The sequence below is a fragment of the Dactylosporangium sp. NPDC049742 genome, from assembly GCF_040674675.1.
GTDB classification, from domain to species: Bacteria; Actinomycetota; Actinomycetes; order Mycobacteriales; family Micromonosporaceae; genus Dactylosporangium; species Dactylosporangium maewongense.
The window spans coordinates 188928-205417 of the sequence record NZ_JBFANF010000003.1 but is presented as its reverse complement, the minus strand read 5'-3'; the positions used below and the strand labels follow the sequence as shown (position 1 = coordinate 205417).

13 protein-coding genes are annotated in these 16490 nt (G+C 69.5%); 4 read left to right on the top strand and 9 right to left on the bottom strand.

Features of this window, described 5'->3' with window-relative positions:
* Positions 1–5 precede the first annotated feature (5 nt).
* A complete protein-coding gene (locus AB0J72_RS06270; protein WP_363394987.1) occupies positions 6–569 on the top strand; it encodes a hypothetical protein in 564 nt (187 codons plus the stop codon).
* A gap of 14 nt (positions 570–583) precedes the next feature.
* Here AB0J72_RS06270 and AB0J72_RS06265 read toward each other — a convergent pair whose 3' ends face one another.
* From AB0J72_RS06265 to AB0J72_RS06235, 7 genes are read right to left on the bottom strand one after another with little or no spacing between them, the layout of a single operon-like run.
* The gene (locus AB0J72_RS06265) at positions 584–1558 is read right to left on the bottom strand and encodes a zinc-binding dehydrogenase (RefSeq protein WP_363394984.1); all 975 of its coding nucleotides are present in this window, start codon (positions 1556–1558) and stop codon (positions 584–586) included.
* A gap of 18 nt (positions 1559–1576) precedes the next feature.
* Entirely contained in the window at positions 1577–1945 is a 369-nt protein-coding gene (locus tag AB0J72_RS06260) for a MerR family transcriptional regulator (protein WP_363394981.1), read from the bottom strand.
* Complete coding sequence (locus tag AB0J72_RS06255; protein ID WP_363394978.1) at positions 1942–2799, bottom strand: sugar phosphate isomerase/epimerase family protein; 858 nt, start codon at positions 2797–2799, stop codon at positions 1942–1944. The genes AB0J72_RS06260 and AB0J72_RS06255 overlap by 4 nt, the downstream gene beginning before the upstream one ends.
* Positions 2800–2811: 12 nt before the next feature.
* Positions 2812–4008 carry an ABC transporter substrate-binding protein gene (locus AB0J72_RS06250; RefSeq protein WP_363394962.1) on the bottom strand — a complete coding sequence of 399 codons (1197 nt, stop codon included), beginning with the start codon at positions 4006–4008 and terminating at the stop codon, positions 2812–2814.
* Positions 4009–4043: 35 nt separating this feature from the next.
* The gene (locus tag AB0J72_RS06245; protein ID WP_363394975.1) at positions 4044–5024 is read right to left on the bottom strand and encodes an ABC transporter permease; all 981 of its coding nucleotides are present in this window, start codon (positions 5022–5024) and stop codon (positions 4044–4046) included.
* On the bottom strand, positions 5021–6046 hold the full coding sequence (locus tag AB0J72_RS06240) for an ABC transporter permease (RefSeq protein WP_363394972.1): 1026 nt from the start codon (positions 6044–6046) through the stop codon (positions 5021–5023). The genes AB0J72_RS06245 and AB0J72_RS06240 overlap by 4 nt, the downstream gene beginning before the upstream one ends.
* Positions 6043–7545 carry a sugar ABC transporter ATP-binding protein gene (locus tag AB0J72_RS06235; protein ID WP_363394969.1) on the bottom strand — a complete coding sequence of 501 codons (1503 nt, stop codon included), beginning with the start codon at positions 7543–7545 and terminating at the stop codon, positions 6043–6045. The genes AB0J72_RS06240 and AB0J72_RS06235 overlap by 4 nt, the downstream gene beginning before the upstream one ends.
* Positions 7546–8298: 753 nt before the next feature.
* Between AB0J72_RS06235 and AB0J72_RS06230 the strand changes: the two genes are divergently transcribed.
* Complete coding sequence (locus AB0J72_RS06230) at positions 8299–9963, top strand: sigma-70 family RNA polymerase sigma factor (protein WP_363394965.1); 1665 nt, start codon at positions 8299–8301, stop codon at positions 9961–9963.
* 19 nt (positions 9964–9982) lie between these two features.
* On the opposite strand, the gene AB0J72_RS06225 is transcribed toward AB0J72_RS06230, so the two are convergent.
* The gene (locus AB0J72_RS06225; RefSeq protein WP_363394962.1) at positions 9983–11179 is read right to left on the bottom strand and encodes an ABC transporter substrate-binding protein; all 1197 of its coding nucleotides are present in this window, start codon (positions 11177–11179) and stop codon (positions 9983–9985) included.
* A gap of 613 nt (positions 11180–11792) precedes the next feature.
* On the opposite strand from AB0J72_RS06225, the gene AB0J72_RS06220 reads away from it, so the two are divergent.
* Both AB0J72_RS06220 and AB0J72_RS06215 read left to right on the top strand, forming a co-directional pair.
* Positions 11793–15338 (top strand): ThuA domain-containing protein, encoded by a 3546-nt coding sequence (locus AB0J72_RS06220; protein WP_363394959.1) that lies wholly within the window; start codon positions 11793–11795, stop codon positions 15336–15338.
* Positions 15339–15491: 153 nt separating this feature from the next.
* Positions 15492–15923 (top strand): Rieske (2Fe-2S) protein, encoded by a 432-nt coding sequence (locus AB0J72_RS06215; RefSeq protein WP_363395322.1) that lies wholly within the window; start codon positions 15492–15494, stop codon positions 15921–15923.
* 57 nt (positions 15924–15980) lie between these two features.
* Here the strand turns inward: AB0J72_RS06215 and AB0J72_RS06210 are convergent, their stop codons facing one another.
* Positions 15981–16424: a GNAT family N-acetyltransferase gene (locus AB0J72_RS06210; protein WP_363394957.1), complete on the bottom strand. Its 444-nt coding sequence runs from the start codon at positions 16422–16424 to the stop codon at positions 15981–15983.
* Positions 16425–16490: the final 66 nt, after the last annotated feature.

Genomic DNA, 16490 nt, shown 5'->3' with positions numbered 1-16490 from the left:
TCGCCATGCGATCCGTCGCACCCGCGCTCCTGCTCACCGTGACCGCGCTCGCCGCCTGCTCAGGCACCGCCACCCCCGCACCGGCCGCACCGCGGACGACTGCGGCCGCCACCTCCAGCGCGACGCCAGCGGCGGCGTCACCGGTCGCCGGCTGCGAGTTCTATCAGGCGGCCGACGCGAAGGCCGTGCTCGGCGCCGAGCTCAAGCCCGCGCCGAAGTTCACCGACAACGAGCCCGGCAAGACCGACACGAAGTTCACCTCGTGCGTGTACTGGACCGCCGACGACCAGCGCTACGCCAACGTCGGTTACCGCCGCGCCCTCACGCCGGCCGGCGCCGCCGACAACCGCTCGCAGTTCACCCGGCAGCGCACCGCCGACGCCGTCACCGTCGCGGGCGTCGGCAGCGACGCGTACTGGGACACCCCCAACGGCCAGGTCCTCGTCCTGGCTGCCGGCGACGCCCTGCTCGTTATCTCCACCGGCGTGAAGGACGCGCCGAAGGCCGGCCGGAGCCGGTCCGACACGGAGAAGCTCGCCAGGCTCGTCGTCGACCACCTGCCCGGGTAGCCGTCAGGGGCCTCTCAGGGGCGCAGGGCGAGCTTGCCGGTCGTGGCCCGAGCCTGCAGTGCGGCGAGGACCTCCGGCCCGTCGGCCAACGGGTGTACGGCCGGGGTTCCGGGGGTCAGGACGCCGGCCTCGCGGAGTGCGGTGAGCTCGGTGAGCAGCGCCGCGTACAGGTCGGGTGCGGTCTCGATGAGGACGCCGAGGTGCAGGCCGATGACGTGGACGGGGTGGGTGAAGTTCAGCTCGCGGTTGCTGACCGTGGCGTCGCCGCCGGCCACGCCGTAGACGACGACCCGGCCGGTGACCCGGCGGGCCGCGGCGAGGGCGGCGCGGAACGACGCGCCGCCGGCCGACTCCAGCACCAGGTCGGCGCCGCGGCCCGCGGTGAGCCGCAGCGTGCCGGCGGCGACGTCGGCGGTCCGGGCGTCGAGGACGTGCGCCGCGCCCAGCTCTCGCACCAGGTCGTGCTTGCCGGCGGAGGCGGTGGCGATGACCGTCGCGCCGTAGTGGACGGCGAGGCGCGTCGCGGCCTGGCCGACGGCGCCCGCGGCGGCCGTGATCAGCACGGTCTCGCCGGCGGTGACGCGGCCGAGGGGGCGGAGCGCGGCGAGGGCGGTGGCCCAGTTGAGCACGAGCCCGAGGGCCTGTTCGTCGGTCCAGCCGGCCGGCACGGGCGTCAGCGCGGCCGCGTTCAGCAGCATGTACTCGGCGAAGGCGCCGGCGCCCGTACCGGCGACACGATCGCCGACATGGACGGCGGTGACGTGCGGTCCGGCCGCGACGACCTCACCCGCCGCCTCGAGCCCGGCGACGAACGGTGCCGCCGGGCCGCCCTCGTAGGTGCCGTGGGACCGCATGACGTCGGCGTAGTTGACGCCCGCAGCGCCGACGCGGATCAGGACCTCACCGGCGCCCGGGACGGGCACGGGAGCGTCGGTGACGAGCCGGAGGCCGGCGGGGCCGTGCAGGGAGGTCTGGAGAAGCGCTCGCATGGCGCGACCGTAGAACCCTCACGGTTGCGTGAGGGTCAAGCCCGCCCGCAGGTATGCGACGAGCGCGTCGTGGTTGCGGGTCAGGCTGTGGATCCGGCGTTCGAGCAGGTCGGCCTGCCGGGCGACCTCCTCGAGGAGGTACGCGCACGGCCGGACGGGCATGGTCTCCGACGGCCCGTCGAGGTACGGCAGCACCTCGCGGATGATCCGCACCGGCAGGCCGCTGTCGATGAGCGCCTTGATCTGCAGCACGGCGTCGACGGCGTCCTCGGCGAAGTCGCGGTAGCCGTTGCTGCGGCGGTCGGGCCGCAGCAGGCCTTCGTCCTCGTAGTGCCGCAGCGCTCGGACGCTCACCCCGGTCCGCCGCGACAGCTCCCCGATCTTCATTCCTCGAACATAACGCTCCGCAGGTAGGCGAGGCCGTCGAGCGCCAGCCGGTCCTGGGTCTCGGCGAGGGGGCGCCAGATCGACGCGGCGGTCGCGATCGTCGCGTTCTGCGCGGTGAACGACTCGATGCACAGCGCGCCGTTGTAGCCGGCCTTGTCCAGCGCCGCCAGGAAGCGCGGCCAGTCGAGGTGGTCGCGGCCCGGTGCGCCCCGGTCGGTGCCGCTGACCTGGACGTGCTTGATGTGCGGGCCGGCGACCGCCACGGCCGCATAAGGGTCACGTTCTTCGATGTTCATGTGGTACGTGTCGAGCATGATCCCCACGTTGGCCGGCAGGCCTTCGATCAGCTCGACGGTCTGCTCCATCGTGTTGACGACGCTCGTCTCGTAGCGGTTCAGGGCCTCGACGCCGATGGTGACGCCGAGCTCCCCGGCGTGGTCGGCGACGGGCGCGAGCCCTTCCCGGAAGTCCCGGTAGCAGGCCTGCCGCTCCGGCGGGGTCATCCGCCAGGTGCGGCCGACGGCGGCGTAGACGGGCCCGCCGACGCAGGGCGCGCCGACGGCCGCCGCCGCGTCGACGCAGGCCCGCAGGTAGGCCCGGGTCGACGCGACGGTGGCGTCGTCGGTGCAGACCAGGTCGCGGCCCGGCGGCGTGACCGCGCAGACCCCGGCGGCGTGCAGGCCGTGCGCGGCGAGAAGGTCGCTCGTGCGCGCCGGGTCCCAGTCACCGACCTGCTCGATCGGCAGTTCGACCGCGTCGAAGCCCCATTCGGCGAGGCGTGGCACGAGCACCGCGAGGGCGGCGTCGTCGACGGGTGAGGACCAGATCCAGGGGTTGGCACCGATGGCGCGCACGAGCGGCTCCTTCTACTTCCAGCGTTGGGGGTAGCCGGGCAGGTCGGTGCAGCCGCACATGGCGTAGTGCAGTGGCGGCATGTTGGCGTCGACGTACTTGTCGAGGTTGTCCTGGGTGATCGTCGGCTGGGGCAGCTTCCACGGGCTGGACACCTGCTCGCCGTTGAGGATCTTCAGGGCGGCGATGATCGGGGTGCGCCACTGGTAGGTCGGGTAGGTGGGCGCGATCGCGGTGAGCTTCTTGTCCTTCCACAGCTTCAGGAAGTCGAGCTGGTCCTCGCCGTTGATCGGCGGGACGGGCTTGCCCGCGTCCTGGAACGCCTCGACCGCGGCGACGGCGGTGGCACCGGCGTCCATCCAGATGCCGTCGATCGTGCCGTACCGCTGGATGTAGTCGTTGACGATCTTCTTCGTCTTCGCCGGGTCGCCGTCGGTGAACTCGACACCGACGACGTTGACCTTCGCCTTGTCGAACTGGACCTTCGCCGCCGACCAGCGGGTCTCCAGGACATCGACGCCCGGCAGGATCCGCAGCGCGAGAACCTTACCGCCGGGCTTGACCTTCTCCGACAGGAACGACGCACCGACGTGCCCGAAACCGTAACCACCGATCGGGTTGATGAACGTGACCGGGCACTTGGTGTCCACGCCACGGTCGAACACGATGACCGGCAGACCCTTCGCGCAGGCCGCCTCCACAGCGGGCGTCAGCGTGGCGGTCGTGTTGGGCGAGACGATGAGCGCGTCACAGCCCTTACCGAGCAGATCGTTGATGTCAGCGATCTGCTTGCTGTCCTTACCCTCCGCATCAACGTGCACGAACTCCTTGATGAGACTCTTCTGCTTCTCGACCTCGGCCTGCATCACCTTGAACCCGACCTGCCGCCACGGGTTGTTCAGCGCGGCATTGGAGAAACACACCTTGTACGGGCCGGCCTTCTTGTACTTCGCGGTGTCGACCAGCTTCGGGTTGAGCACCTGCTCCCACGGCTTGTCAGCCGGGCCGGTCGCCGTGGCCTGCAACAACGACAGCTCGTTGTCGTAATCGGCCTGCACGAAGAACTTCGACTGCTCACCAGTGCCGGACCCGGCGGCCGCGGTCGACGACGCGGCGCCGGAGGCGGTCGTGGTGGGCTCGTCGGTGGCACAACCGGTCAGAATCAGCAACGCAGCGCTCATCGCCGCGACGACGGACGTGGATCGTCTCACGTGTTCTCCTATGGATGGGGTGTGGAGTGCGTGCCTCAGCGGCGGCGCAGTGATCCGACTGCGACGGCGATGAGGATGATCAGGCCCTGGACGGTTGACCTGAGGGCGCCGGAGACGCCGTAGAAGTTGAGGAGGGCGAACAGCGTCTCGAGGGTCAGCGCGCCGAGCATGGCGCCCGCCACCGCCCCGCGGCCGCCGCCGAGGACGACCCCGCCGAGCACGACGGCGGTGATCGCGCCGAACTCGAGGCCGGCGCCGGCCTGGAACGACACGCCGCTGTAGCCGCCGAGCAGGATCGCGGCGACGGTGGCGAAGACGCCGCTGAGCACGAACGCGATGGTCTTGGTGCGCCACACGCGGACGCCGGTGAGCTCGGCGGTGCGCGGGTTGCCGCCGACGGCGACGAGCGTGCGGCCGAAGTCGGAGCGGGTGACGGCGACCGCGACGGCGGCCACGCCGAGGAGGATGAGCAGCGCGTAGGGCACCCGGCCGAGCAGCGGCACGTCCTCGAACGCGCGCCGGCCGAAGCGGCGGAACTCCTCGGACAGGCCGCCCTTGGGGGCGCCGTCGGACCACAGGTAGACGGCGCCGACGAGGATCAGATACATGCCGAGGGTCGTGATGAACGACGGGACCTTCAGCAGCGTGGTGACGAGGCCGTTGACGAGCCCGACCACGACGCCGAAGGCGAGCACGACGAGCACCACCGGCCACGTCCGGGACGGGTCGCTGTCGATGAGCCGGGCCGCGACGACGACCTGGGCGGTGACGAGCGAGCCGACGGAGAGGTCGAACTCGCCGGAGACGATGACGAAGTACTGCCCGGCGGCGAGCAGGATGATGGGCGCGGACCGGCCGACGAACGACAGCAGCGACGCCGGGGCGAAGAAGTCGGGCTGCCGGATGGCGACCAGCACCAGCAGGATCGCGAGGATCCCGACGATCGGCGCGATCCCACCGGGCTTGGTGAGATTGGCCCACCGACGCGGGCTGGTCTCGACAACGGTGGCCGTCATGCTGCCGCCTTCCGGGACGTCGTGCGGCGGCGGTGCATCCGCCGGGCGTAGACGGCCACCGCCGCGATGATGATCACGCCGCGGATGACCTGCTTGAAGAACGCGTCGACCTCGAGCTGGTTGAAGATGCTGTCGATGCTGGCCAGCAGCAGCACGCCGCCGACGGTGCCGAGGACGCCGCCGCGGCCGCCGGCGAGGGCGGTGCCGCCGAGCACGACGGCGGCGATCGACTCCAGGTCGTAGAGGCCCTCGACGCCGACGCGGGGCGCGCCGGAGCCGAGCCGGCTGGCGAGGTAGATCCCGGCGAGGCCGGAGCACAGCGCGCACAGCACGTGGGCGACGATGAGGATGCGGTCGTTGCGGACGCCGGAGAGCCGGGCCACGTCGGGGTCGCCGCCGACCGCGATGAGGTGGTGGCCGAAGCGGGTGTTGCGCACCGCGAACCAGGCCGCGGCGGCGACGGCGAGCAGCAGCAGGAACGCGACCGGCACGGGCCCGATCCGCTGGTAGCCGAGGCTCTGCACGAACGCGGGCGCGGTCTTGCCCGCCGGGCCGTCGTAGCCGTTGTCGAGGTACCCCTTGATCAGCAGCCCGACGCCGACGGTGGCGATGAACGCGTTGATCCGCAGCTTCGTCACCAGCAGCCCGTTGAGCAGCCCGATGGCGGCGGCGACGAGCAGCACGAGGCCGAGCGCCGGCAGGATGTTGCCGTCGCTTCCCGCCATCGTCTCGGCCGCGACGAGCGTGCTGATGCTGATCACGTACGCGACGGACAGGTCGAGCGAGCCGGCCAGGATCACGATGGTCTGGCCGACGGCGACGAGCCCGAGGCCGGTCGCGACGTGCAGCAGACTGACCACTGTGGACTGGTTGAACAGCGACCCGCCGTCGATCGCGACGACGATCCAGCCGATCACGAGCGTCAGCGCGAGGGCGATGTAGACCCCGCGGGCGGGCCCGGCGGCCGACATCTTGAGTCTGATCGTGGGGGCTTTCGCCGGTACCGGCGGAGCTACGGTCACGCGGTCACCTCTTCAACGGTCAACGCGCCGGTGGCGAGCCCGACGACGTCCTCTTCACTGGCGCCGGCGGGCAGCTCCCCGGCGATGGCCCCGTCGCGCATGACGACGATCCGGTCGCTCATGCCGAGCAGCTCGGGCAGCTCGGAGGAGATCATCAGCACGGCGGCGCCCTCGCGGGCGAGCTTGCGGACGAGGTCGTGGATGGCGGACTTGGCGCCGACGTCGATGCCCCGGGTCGGCTCGTCGAAGAGCAGGATCTTCGGCCCGAGCGCGAGCCAGCGGGCGAGGACGACCTTCTGCTGGTTGCCGCCGGACAGGAAGCGGATCTCCTGATCCTCGCCGGCGGCGTGGACCTCGACGGCGGCGAGCAGGTCGCGCACCTTGACGGTGCGGTCGGTCCGGCCGCGCCAGCTGGGGAAGACGGCACGGCCGGCGAGCAGGGCGTTGTCGAGCACCGACTGGCCGGCGACGATGCCTTCGCCCTTGCGGTCCTCGGTCACGTACGCGATGCCGGCCCGGATCGCCGTGCGGGGCGAGCGCAGCTGGACCTGGGTGCCGTCGAGCTCGACGGTGCCGGCGGTGAACGGGTCGGCGCCGAAGATCGCGCGGGCGAGCGCGGACCGGCCGGAGCCCTGCAGCCCGCCGATGCCGAGGATCTCCCCCGCGCGCAGCTCGACGTCGACGCCGCGCAGCTTGTGGTTCGCTCCACTGTGGACGGCGAGGCGGACCGCGCCGATGTCGCCGGGCTCGGCCCGCGGCGGGTAGTAGCTGGCCAGGTCCCGGCCGACCATGTGCTTGACGAGCTGGTCGCCGGTCGTGTCGCGGGTGGCGAGGGTGGTGACCCGGCGGCCGTCCTTGAGCACGGTGATCCGGTCGGACAGGTCGAAGACCTCGGTGAGGCGGTGCGACACGTACAGCAGCCCGATGCCGCGCTCCTGCAGCCGGCGGACGAGGGCGTAGAGCAGGTCGACCTCATGGTCGGCGAGGGCGGCCGTCGGCTCGTCCATGATGAGCAGGCGCGCGTCGAGGGCGAGCGCCTTGACGATCTCGACGACCTGCTGCTGGGCGACGCCGAGCCGGCCGACCTTCACGGCGGGGTCGAAGGACGTCTCGCCGGCGGCGGCGAGCAGCTCCGCGGTCCGCGCGTGCATGGCCCTGCGGTCGACCAGGCCGCGGCGGACCGGCTCGTGGCCGAGGAAGACGTTCTCGGCGACGGTGCGCTCGGGCAGCAGGTTGAACTCCTGGTGGATGATCCCGATGCCGGCGGCCTGCGCGTCGCGCGGGCCGCGGAAGGTCACGGCGCGGCCGTCGAGCTCGATCGCGCCGCCGTCGGGCGTGTACACCCCGGAGATGATTTTCATGAGGGTCGACTTGCCGGCGCCGTTCTCGCCGACGACGGCGTGCACTTCGCCGGCGCGGACGTCGATGTCCACATCGGACAGCACGCGCACGCCGAGGAAGGCCTTGCCGATCCCGCTCAAGCGGAGGAGCGGGTTCACGTCAGGCACCGGAGGTGTTTCGGGCATCGCAAACCCCTAACTGACCGTAACCATCGAAGGCGGCCGAGATTGCGGTCGAGCATCGGTGGAGCACGTAGCGTGGGGACTTTCGCCTTTGAAGTCCGTAACTTTTGCTGATTTCGACTAAAGGTCGCGGAGAGCAGAGTAAATGTTTCGATGATCGGCCGCAACGGCGCAACGTCACCGAAACAAAGCCGTTGCCTCACCTCCACCGATCAACTGATCTCGATCAGCCGAACGGAGGAGGGGCGCAGAGAGCGCTTCCCCGCCCCGTCGGCTCACAAGATGGCTTGCGACCTGCTGGTACGGGCCAATATATTGACATCCGAAGATGGCTCTACCACGCTTGGCGTCGCAGACAATGCTCGGGAACCATGAGTGTGACTGTCCGTCGCGGCGGGCGACAGTCGATCCGACCGGAATCTCACGCTTCGCGCAACCCTGCGCAGCCGCAGGGTCGATGTGTCGTGCGCCCGCGACTGCATCCCGTTGTCCCGCCGGGAGGAAACGTTCGAGACGTCGCCGAATCGCTCCCGGAAAAATTGTTATGTCCATCCGCCCAATGGACCGCTCTGCGGTGGGATCTTGACACCATCGCCTTCCGTCGCCACTGTGATGGGCCGATGCACGACCTGCGCATTCATGACAGCGATTGTGGGAACCTGATATGCACAGACAGCGAGCTGGTAGGTGCTCCATCGGCAGGCCGACAGCTGTCTCACTCGCCGCGCCGTGAACCAGGGCGGACCGGCACCCCGGCTGCGGAAGCCGTCATCTGTACCGCCCCCGACCTTCCGGGGCGACTTTGCGCCGCTGGTCATCGCCGCGCAGGCCGGCAGCAGGGACGCGCGTGACGAGTTGATCTCGGCGTGCCTGCCTCTGCTGTACAACATCGTCGGCCGGGCCGTGGGCAGCCCCGCCGACGTGGACGATGTCGTGCAGGAGACATTGTTGCTGGTGCTGCGAGACCTGCCGGGCCTGCGCAGTCCCGAGAGCTTCCGGCCGTGGCTGGCCGCCGTGGCGATGCATCAGATCGGCCGGCACAGGGACCGCTGGCAGTCCGCGGCAGCGCGGACCACCGCGATCGAGGAGGCGGCCGGCGTCGCGGACAGCGCGGCGGACATCGAGCGCACGACAGTGCTGCACATGCAGCTCGCCGAGCAGCGACGCCGGTTGTCCGAGGCGAGCCGATGGCTGGATCCGGACGACCGGACACTGCTGTCGTTGTGGTGGCAGGAAACGGCGGAACTCATGAGCCGCGCCGAGGTGGCCGAAGCCATGGGGGTGAACGTCGCGCACGCCGGTGTCCGTCTGCAGCGGATGCGCGAGCAGCTGGAGCGGTGCCGGGGGATCGTCAGCGCTCTGTCCGCCGAGCCTCGCTGCGCCCGCCTGGACACCGTCGTGTCCGAATGGGACGGGCAGCCGTCGACCGTCTGGCGCAAACGGATCGCCCGGCACATCCGCGACTGCGCCGTCTGCACCGCGACCACGGCAGACCTGATCAGGATCGACAAGATCATCACGGCCCTCGCCGTGCTCCCCGTCCCGGCCACGCTCATCGCCGCCCTCATGGCCAAAGGCCTGCTTCCGGCGGCCGCCACGGGCGCGGCGAGCTCGTTCGCGCACGCCGCCTCCGGCGCCGCCGCGACCGGCACCGTGAACTTCTCGCTGACCGGCAAGCTCGCGACTGCCGTAGCGGCACATCCCATCGTCTCCCTCGTCGCGGGCACGGTCATCGTGGCCGGTGTCGTCATCACGCCGATCGCGGTGTCCACGCCACCGGCGGAACCCGCACCCACCCGCGTCGCGGTGGCACCGCCCACACCGCCGCGACCACCGGCCACCGCCGGATCCACGACCAAAGGACCGGCACCGGTCACACGCGGGCCCACCGCATCCTCGACATCGGGACCAAGCCCTTCGGGCACCATGCCGGTCACCGGGCGGACGTGGACGCTGACCGCGGAGCACAGCGGCAAGCTCATGGACGTCGAGGCGCAGTCCGGCGCCGATGGAGCCCCGGTCGTCCAATGGCCCGGGACCGGCGCCGACAACCAGCGGTGGCAGGTCATCGACGCCGGCGGTGGCACCGTCATTCTCAAAGCCGTCCACTCCGGCAAGTGCCTGGACGTCGACGCCCGCTCCACCACCACAGGGGCGTACCTGCAGCAGTACCGGTGCCACAACGACGACAACCAGAGGTTCACCATCACACCGGTACCTGTCGCAACGCCGGCACCGACCCCGACGGCGACCGCGGGTGTCTACGTCATCAGGAACGTCCTGAGTGGACTGTGCGTCGACGTCTTCGGCAACGCGGCGACCGACGGCACACGGCTGGTCCAATGGACCTGCCAGGGCACCACCAACCAGCAGTGGCGATTCACGCAGGTCTGATCGGCGTCCCGACCCGACCTTACTTCCAGCGTTGGGGGTAGCCGGGCAGGTCGGTGCAGCCGCACATGGCGTAGTGCAGTGGCGGCATGTTGGCGTCGACGTACTTGTCGAGGTTGTCCTGGGTGATCGTCGGCTGGGGCAGCTTCCACGGGCTGGACACCTGCTCGCCGTTGAGGATCTTCAGGGCGGCGATGATCGGGGTGCGCCACTGGTAGGTCGGGTAGGTGGGCGCGATCGCGGTGAGCTTCTTGTCCTTCCACAGCTTCAGGAAGTCGAGCTGGTCCTCGCCGTTGATCGGCGGGACGGGCTTGCCCGCGTCCTGGAACGCCTCGACCGCGGCGACGGCGGTGGCACCGGCGTCCATCCAGATGCCGTCGATCGTGCCGTACCGCTGGATGTAGTCGTTGACGATCTTCTTCGTCTTCGCCGGGTCGCCGTCGGTGAACTCGACACCGACGACGTTGACCTTCGCCTTGTCGAACTGGACCTTCGCCGCCGACCAGCGGGTCTCCAGGACATCGACGCCCGGCAGGATCCGCAGCGCGAGAACCTTACCGCCGGGCTTGACCTTCTCCGACAGGAACGACGCACCGACGTGCCCGAAACCGTAACCACCGATCGGGTTGATGAACGTGACCGGGCACTTGGTGTCCACGCCACGGTCGAACACGATGACCGGCAGACCCTTCGCGCAGGCCGCCTCCACAGCGGGCGTCAGCGTGGCGGTCGTGTTGGGCGAGACGATGAGCGCGTCACAGCCCTTACCGAGCAGATCGTTGATGTCAGCGATCTGCTTGCTGTCCTTACCCTCCGCATCAACGTGCACGAACTCCTTGATGAGACTCTTCTGCTTCTCGACCTCGGCCTGCATCACCTTGAACCCGACCTGCCGCCACGGGTTGTTCAGCGCGGCATTGGAGAAACACACCTTGTACGGGCCGGCCTTCTTGTACTTCGCGGTGTCGACCAGCTTCGGGTTGAGCACCTGCTCCCACGGCTTGTCAGCCGGGCCGGTCGCCGTGGCCTGCAACAACGACAGCTCGTTGTCGTAATCGGCCTGCACGAAGAACTTCGACTGCTCACCAGTGCCGGACCCGGCGGCCGCGGTCGACGACGCGGCGCCGGAGGCGGTCGTGGTGGGCTCGTCGGTGGCACAACCGGTCAGAATCAGCAACGCAGCGCTCATCGCCGCGACGACGGACGTGGATCGTCTCACGTGTTCTCCTATGGATGGGGTGTCGGGAGCTCTTGCCATGAATGACCTTGGACAACACTTCGGAGCGTGAGCAACGAATGCGATGCCGCGGCGATTTCCCCTAACGCCGTGTCACCTCCGGCGCGACCGCGTCGACGTTCGCAGCCCGATGCAGCACTCAACGTAAGCAGCAAACTTCAAGTTGCTAGATCTTCCGGTCACCGGTGCAGCACTTCTGCTGGATGAGACAAAAGATCGTGTCCGTCACGTTAAAGGTCTGAGCGTCGGCTGGCAATGACGTAACCCGATCAAGACGAAACAGCTACGAAACCGTGCTCTCAGGGCGCAGAACTGAGCTGCAAAAAAGCGTTATGAGCTGCCTGTTTGTTGTCCGTATTGACTTCAAAAGGTTCGCCAGAGCACGCTTGGCGCCGCGAGCCATGACAGAAGAACCCATCGTTGTGACTCTTCGTCACGGCAGCTGACGCGTCTCCATCCAGCCGATGTCACTGTCCGTCGCGGCGGACGGCAGTCGACTCGACCGGATCACTCACACGTCACTCAACCCTGTCCACGGGTGGTGCTGTCGTGCGCCCATGGCCCGCATCGCGTTGTCCCGCCGAGAGGAAACGGCATGCGAAGAAGCACGTTGATCCTGGGCACCATCGTCGGCATGCTGCTGTCGATGGCGCTCGTCCAGCCCGCGCAGGCGGCACCCGCCTTCCGCGCGCTGGTGTTCACCAAGACCGTCGGGTATCGGCACGACTCGATCCCGGCCGGCATCCAGATGATCCAGCAGCAGGCCGCCGCCAACAACTTCGAGGCGGTGTTCAGCGAGGACTCGGCCGTCTTCACCCCGGCCAACCTCGCCACCTACGACGTCCTCGTCATGCTGCAGACGTCGGGCATGGCGTTCACGACCGCGGCCCAGCGCTCGGCCGTGGAGGGCTACCTGGCCAGCGGCAAGGGGATCGTCGCGATCCACAACGCCACCGACATGGGCATCGACACCGAGTACCCGTGGTGGGACCAGACGGTCAACGCGGGCGCGCACATGCCCGAGCACTCCCCCGGCGTCCTGGCCGGCCAGGCCATCGTCGCCGACAAGTTCCACCCGTCCACGGCGGGCCTGCCGGACCGGTGGAACCGCAGCGAGGAGTGGTACAACTTCGACAAGAACCCGCGCGGCGACGTCCACGTGCTCGTGACCGCCGACGAGCGCACGTACAACCCCGGACCCCGCGCGATGGGCAGCGACCACCCGATCTCCTGGTGCCGCAACACATCCGGCGGCCGGGTGTGGACCACCGCCATGGGCCACGCCATCGAGTCCTACAGCGAGACGTTCTTCCGCAACCACGTCCTGGGCGGGATCCGGTGGGCGGCGGGCAACCTCGCGGGCGACTGCGGCGGCACCGTCTGGGGCAACTTCGAGAAGCGCACCCTCGACGACAACACCGCCGACCCGATGGCACTCGCCGTCGCGCCTGACGGCCGCGTCCTGTACGTGCAGCGCGCCGGACAGGTGAAGGTCTTCAAGCCGAGCACCAACACCACCGTCACGGCCGGCACGCTGAGCGTCTACACCGGCGGCGAGGACGGCCTCACCGGCCTGGCCCTCGACCCGGCCTTCGCCACCAACGGCTACGTGTACCTGTACCACTCGCCGTCCAGCAGCACCACGGACATCAACCGGGTCTCGCGGTACACGCTGACCGGCGACACGCTGAACATGTCCAGCGGGGTCACCATCATCGACATCCCCGCGACCCGCGACCGCACCTCGCCGGAGCCCGGCCACACCGGCGGGTACATCGCGTTCGGGCCGGACGGCAACCTGTACATCGGCACCGGCGACGACGTCGCGCCGAACCTCGACAGCAACTGGCAGGGCTACGCCCCGCTCGACTGGCGGGCCGGCAAGTCGCACCTGGACGCCGCGAAGACCGCGGGCAACACCAACGACCTGCGCGGCAAGCTGCTGCGCATCCGGCCCGCGGCGGCCGGCGGCTACACCATCCCGGCGGGGAACCTCTACCCGCAGGGCACCGCGCAGACCCGCGCCGAGGTCTACGCGATGGGCTTCCGCAACCCGTTCCGCTTCTCCATCGACCCCGCCAACGGCTGGGTCTACCTGGCCGACTACGGCCCGGACCGGGGCCTGCCGACCACCAACCGCGGGCCCGAGGGCCTCGTGGAGCTCAACGTCATCAAGGCATCCGGCAACTACGGCTGGCCGTTCTGCCACGGTGACAACCAGCCCTACGCGCCCTACAACCCGGACACCGGCGTCGTCGGCGCGAAGTTCAACTGCGCCGCGCCGGTCAACAACTCGCCCAACAACACCGGCCTGGTCAACCTGAAGCCGGTCGTCGCGCCGAACATGTGGTACGGCTACGGCGCGTCGCCGAACTTCCCCGAGCTCGGCTCGGGCGGCTCGGCGCCGATGGGCGGTCCCGTCTACCGGTACAACGCCGCCAACCCCTCCTCGACGAAGTTCCCGCAGTACTACGACGGCGTCAACTTCTTCTACGAGTGGTCCCGCAACTACGTCAAGGAGGTCCACTTCGACGGCAACACCGCCGTCACCCGGACCAACACGTTCCTGCCCGGCGGCAACTTCAACAAGCCGATGGACATGGAGTTCGGTCCCGACGGCTCGCTGTACCTCCTCGAGTGGGGCTCGGCGTTCGGCGGCGGCAACAACGACTCCGGCCTCTACCGCATCGACTACGTCCAAGGTGGACGGTCGCCGATCGCCAAGGCCAACGCCACGCCCACCAACGGCAACGCCCCGCTGAACGTCCAGTTCTCCAGCAGCGGCTCGATCGACCCCGACCCGGGCAACACGATCAGCTACCTGTGGACGTTCGGTGACGGCACCACGTCGACGGCGGCGAACCCCGCCAAGACGTACACCGCCAACGGCAACTACACCGCGCAGCTGAAGGTCACCGACAACACCGGCAAGACCGGCTTCGCCAACGTGCAGATCACCGTCGGCAACACCGCGCCGACCGTCACGGTCAGCACCCCGGTGAACGGCGGCATGCTCAACTTCGGCGACCAGGTCGCCTACACGGTGACCGTCACCGACCCCGGCGGCGCCGCGATCGACTGCTCCAAGGTGTACGTCAACCCGGCCCTCGGCCACGACGACCACCTGCACGAGACCACGGAGTACCCGGGCTGCTCCGGGACCATCTCCACCGACCTGCTCGGCGGGCACCCCGACGGCGCGAACCTGTTCTACGCCCTCGTCGCCCACTACACCGACAACGGCGGCGCGGGCGGCGCGGCCCCGCTGACCGGCTACGGCCAGGCCATCCTGCAGCCGAAGCACAAGCAGGCGGAGTACTTCACCGCACAGTCCGGCATCCGGGTCATCGACCAGGCCGGCGCGGAGAGCACGAAGCGCATCGGCGACATTTCCAACAACGACTGGATCTCGTTCAACCCGATGAGCCTGCAGGGCATCACCAACGTCACCTACCGGGTCTCCTCGCCGACCGGCGGCGGCTCCATCGAGCTGCGCGCCGACTCGCCGACCGGCACCCTGCTGGCGACGACGACGATCCCGAACACCACCGGGTGGGACAACTACCAGAACACCGCGACGGTCAACACCGCCGCGCTGTCCGGCACCCACACGCTGTACATGGTGTTCAAGAACAGCGCGAACAACGGCTTCGACCTCGACTCGTTCACCTTCGGCGGGGCCGGCGTGGGCACGCCCGGCACCGGCGGCGTGGCCGGGAAGACGTGGACGATGACGGCCCAGCACAGCGGCAAGAACGTCGACGTCAACGGCGTCTCCACCGCCGACGAGGCCCAGATCATCCAGTGGGCCCCGACCAGCGGCAACAACCAGAAGTGGCAGGCGGTCGACGCCGGTGGCGGCGCCGTCTACCTCAAGGCGGTGCACAGCGGCAAGTGTCTCGACGTGGTCGGGGGCTCCACCACCGCGGGCGCCTTCCTGCAGCAGTTCACCTGCAACAACGGCAACAACCAGAAGTTCATCGTGACCCCGACCGGCACCTCCGGCGTGTACACGGTGAAGAACGTCCAAAGTGGACTCTGCATGGACGTCAACGGCAACTCCGTCGATGACGGCGCCCGCCTGCTCCAGTGGACCTGCCACGGCGCCACCAACCAGCAGTGGAGGTTCACCCTGGCCTGACCCCGCTGATCCCGGCGCCGGCCCCCGCAATGACGCGGGGGCCGGCGTCGTGCCTTAACGGGGCATGAAAGAACCATGCAATTTATTGCGGTCAATGCCGTTGATGCGTACCGTGCGGGATCGGTAACCCACGGAAGGAGCTCAACTGTGTCGATGCGATGGTGTGCGGGCCGCCGGGCGCTGCTCGCCGGGGCGGGTGCCACGGCCCTGCTCGCGGCCTGCGGCTCCGAGCCTGCCTCGTCCGGGGCGGCGGCCGCCCCGGCGACGTCCGCCCCTCCCGCCGAGGGCACGGCGCCCGCGCCCGCGGCCAGCCTGGCGAGCACCGCCGAGATCCCGGTCGGCGGCGGGGAGGTCGTCGGCGACGTCCTGATCGTCCAGCCGGTCGCCGGCACGTTCAAGGCGTACAACGCGGCCTGCCCCCACAAGGGCGTGAAGGTCACGGCGCCGAAGGACGGCGTCGCCACCTGCCCCGCGCACAACTCGACGTTCGCGATCGCCGACGGCGCCCGGATGAGCGGGCCGGCGACCACCGGACTGAAGGAGATCGCCATCAAGGTCGACGCCGGCCGGATCACCCAGGCCTGACCGGCGGGACCCCTGAGATGTCGTTCTGGTCGTCGTCGGCGCCGGCCAGCACGGCAGTTACAGATCCCGCTTCATGCCCTCGTGGCTGGCGACGAAGCCGAGCCGCTCGTAGAACCGGCGCGCGTCGGTGCGGCGCTTGTCGGTGGTCAGCTGCACCAGCGCACAGCCACGCTCGCCGGCCCGCGTCACGACCCACGTCATGAGCTCCGCCCCGAGCCCCTGCCCCCGCCGGTCGGCGCGGACCCGGACCGACTCGACGAGCGCCCGCTCCGCACCGTGCCTGCCCAGCCCCGGGATGTACGTCACCTGCAGCGCCGCCACGATCTCGCCGCCGTCGTCGGCGACGACCAGCTCGTTGCGCGGGTCCTCGGTCACGGCCGCGAACGCCCGCTCGTACACCTCGTCGACCACCGCCGTCTCCCGGTCCTTGCCCAGCACGTCGTCGCCCAGCAGCGCGACGATGGCGGGCAGGTCGTCGTGGACGGCTTCGCGGAACAGCACCCCGAAATCCTAGACGGGCGCCGGTACGATCCGTGCGGCAGAATCGGCAAGATCCTCCCTTCTCGC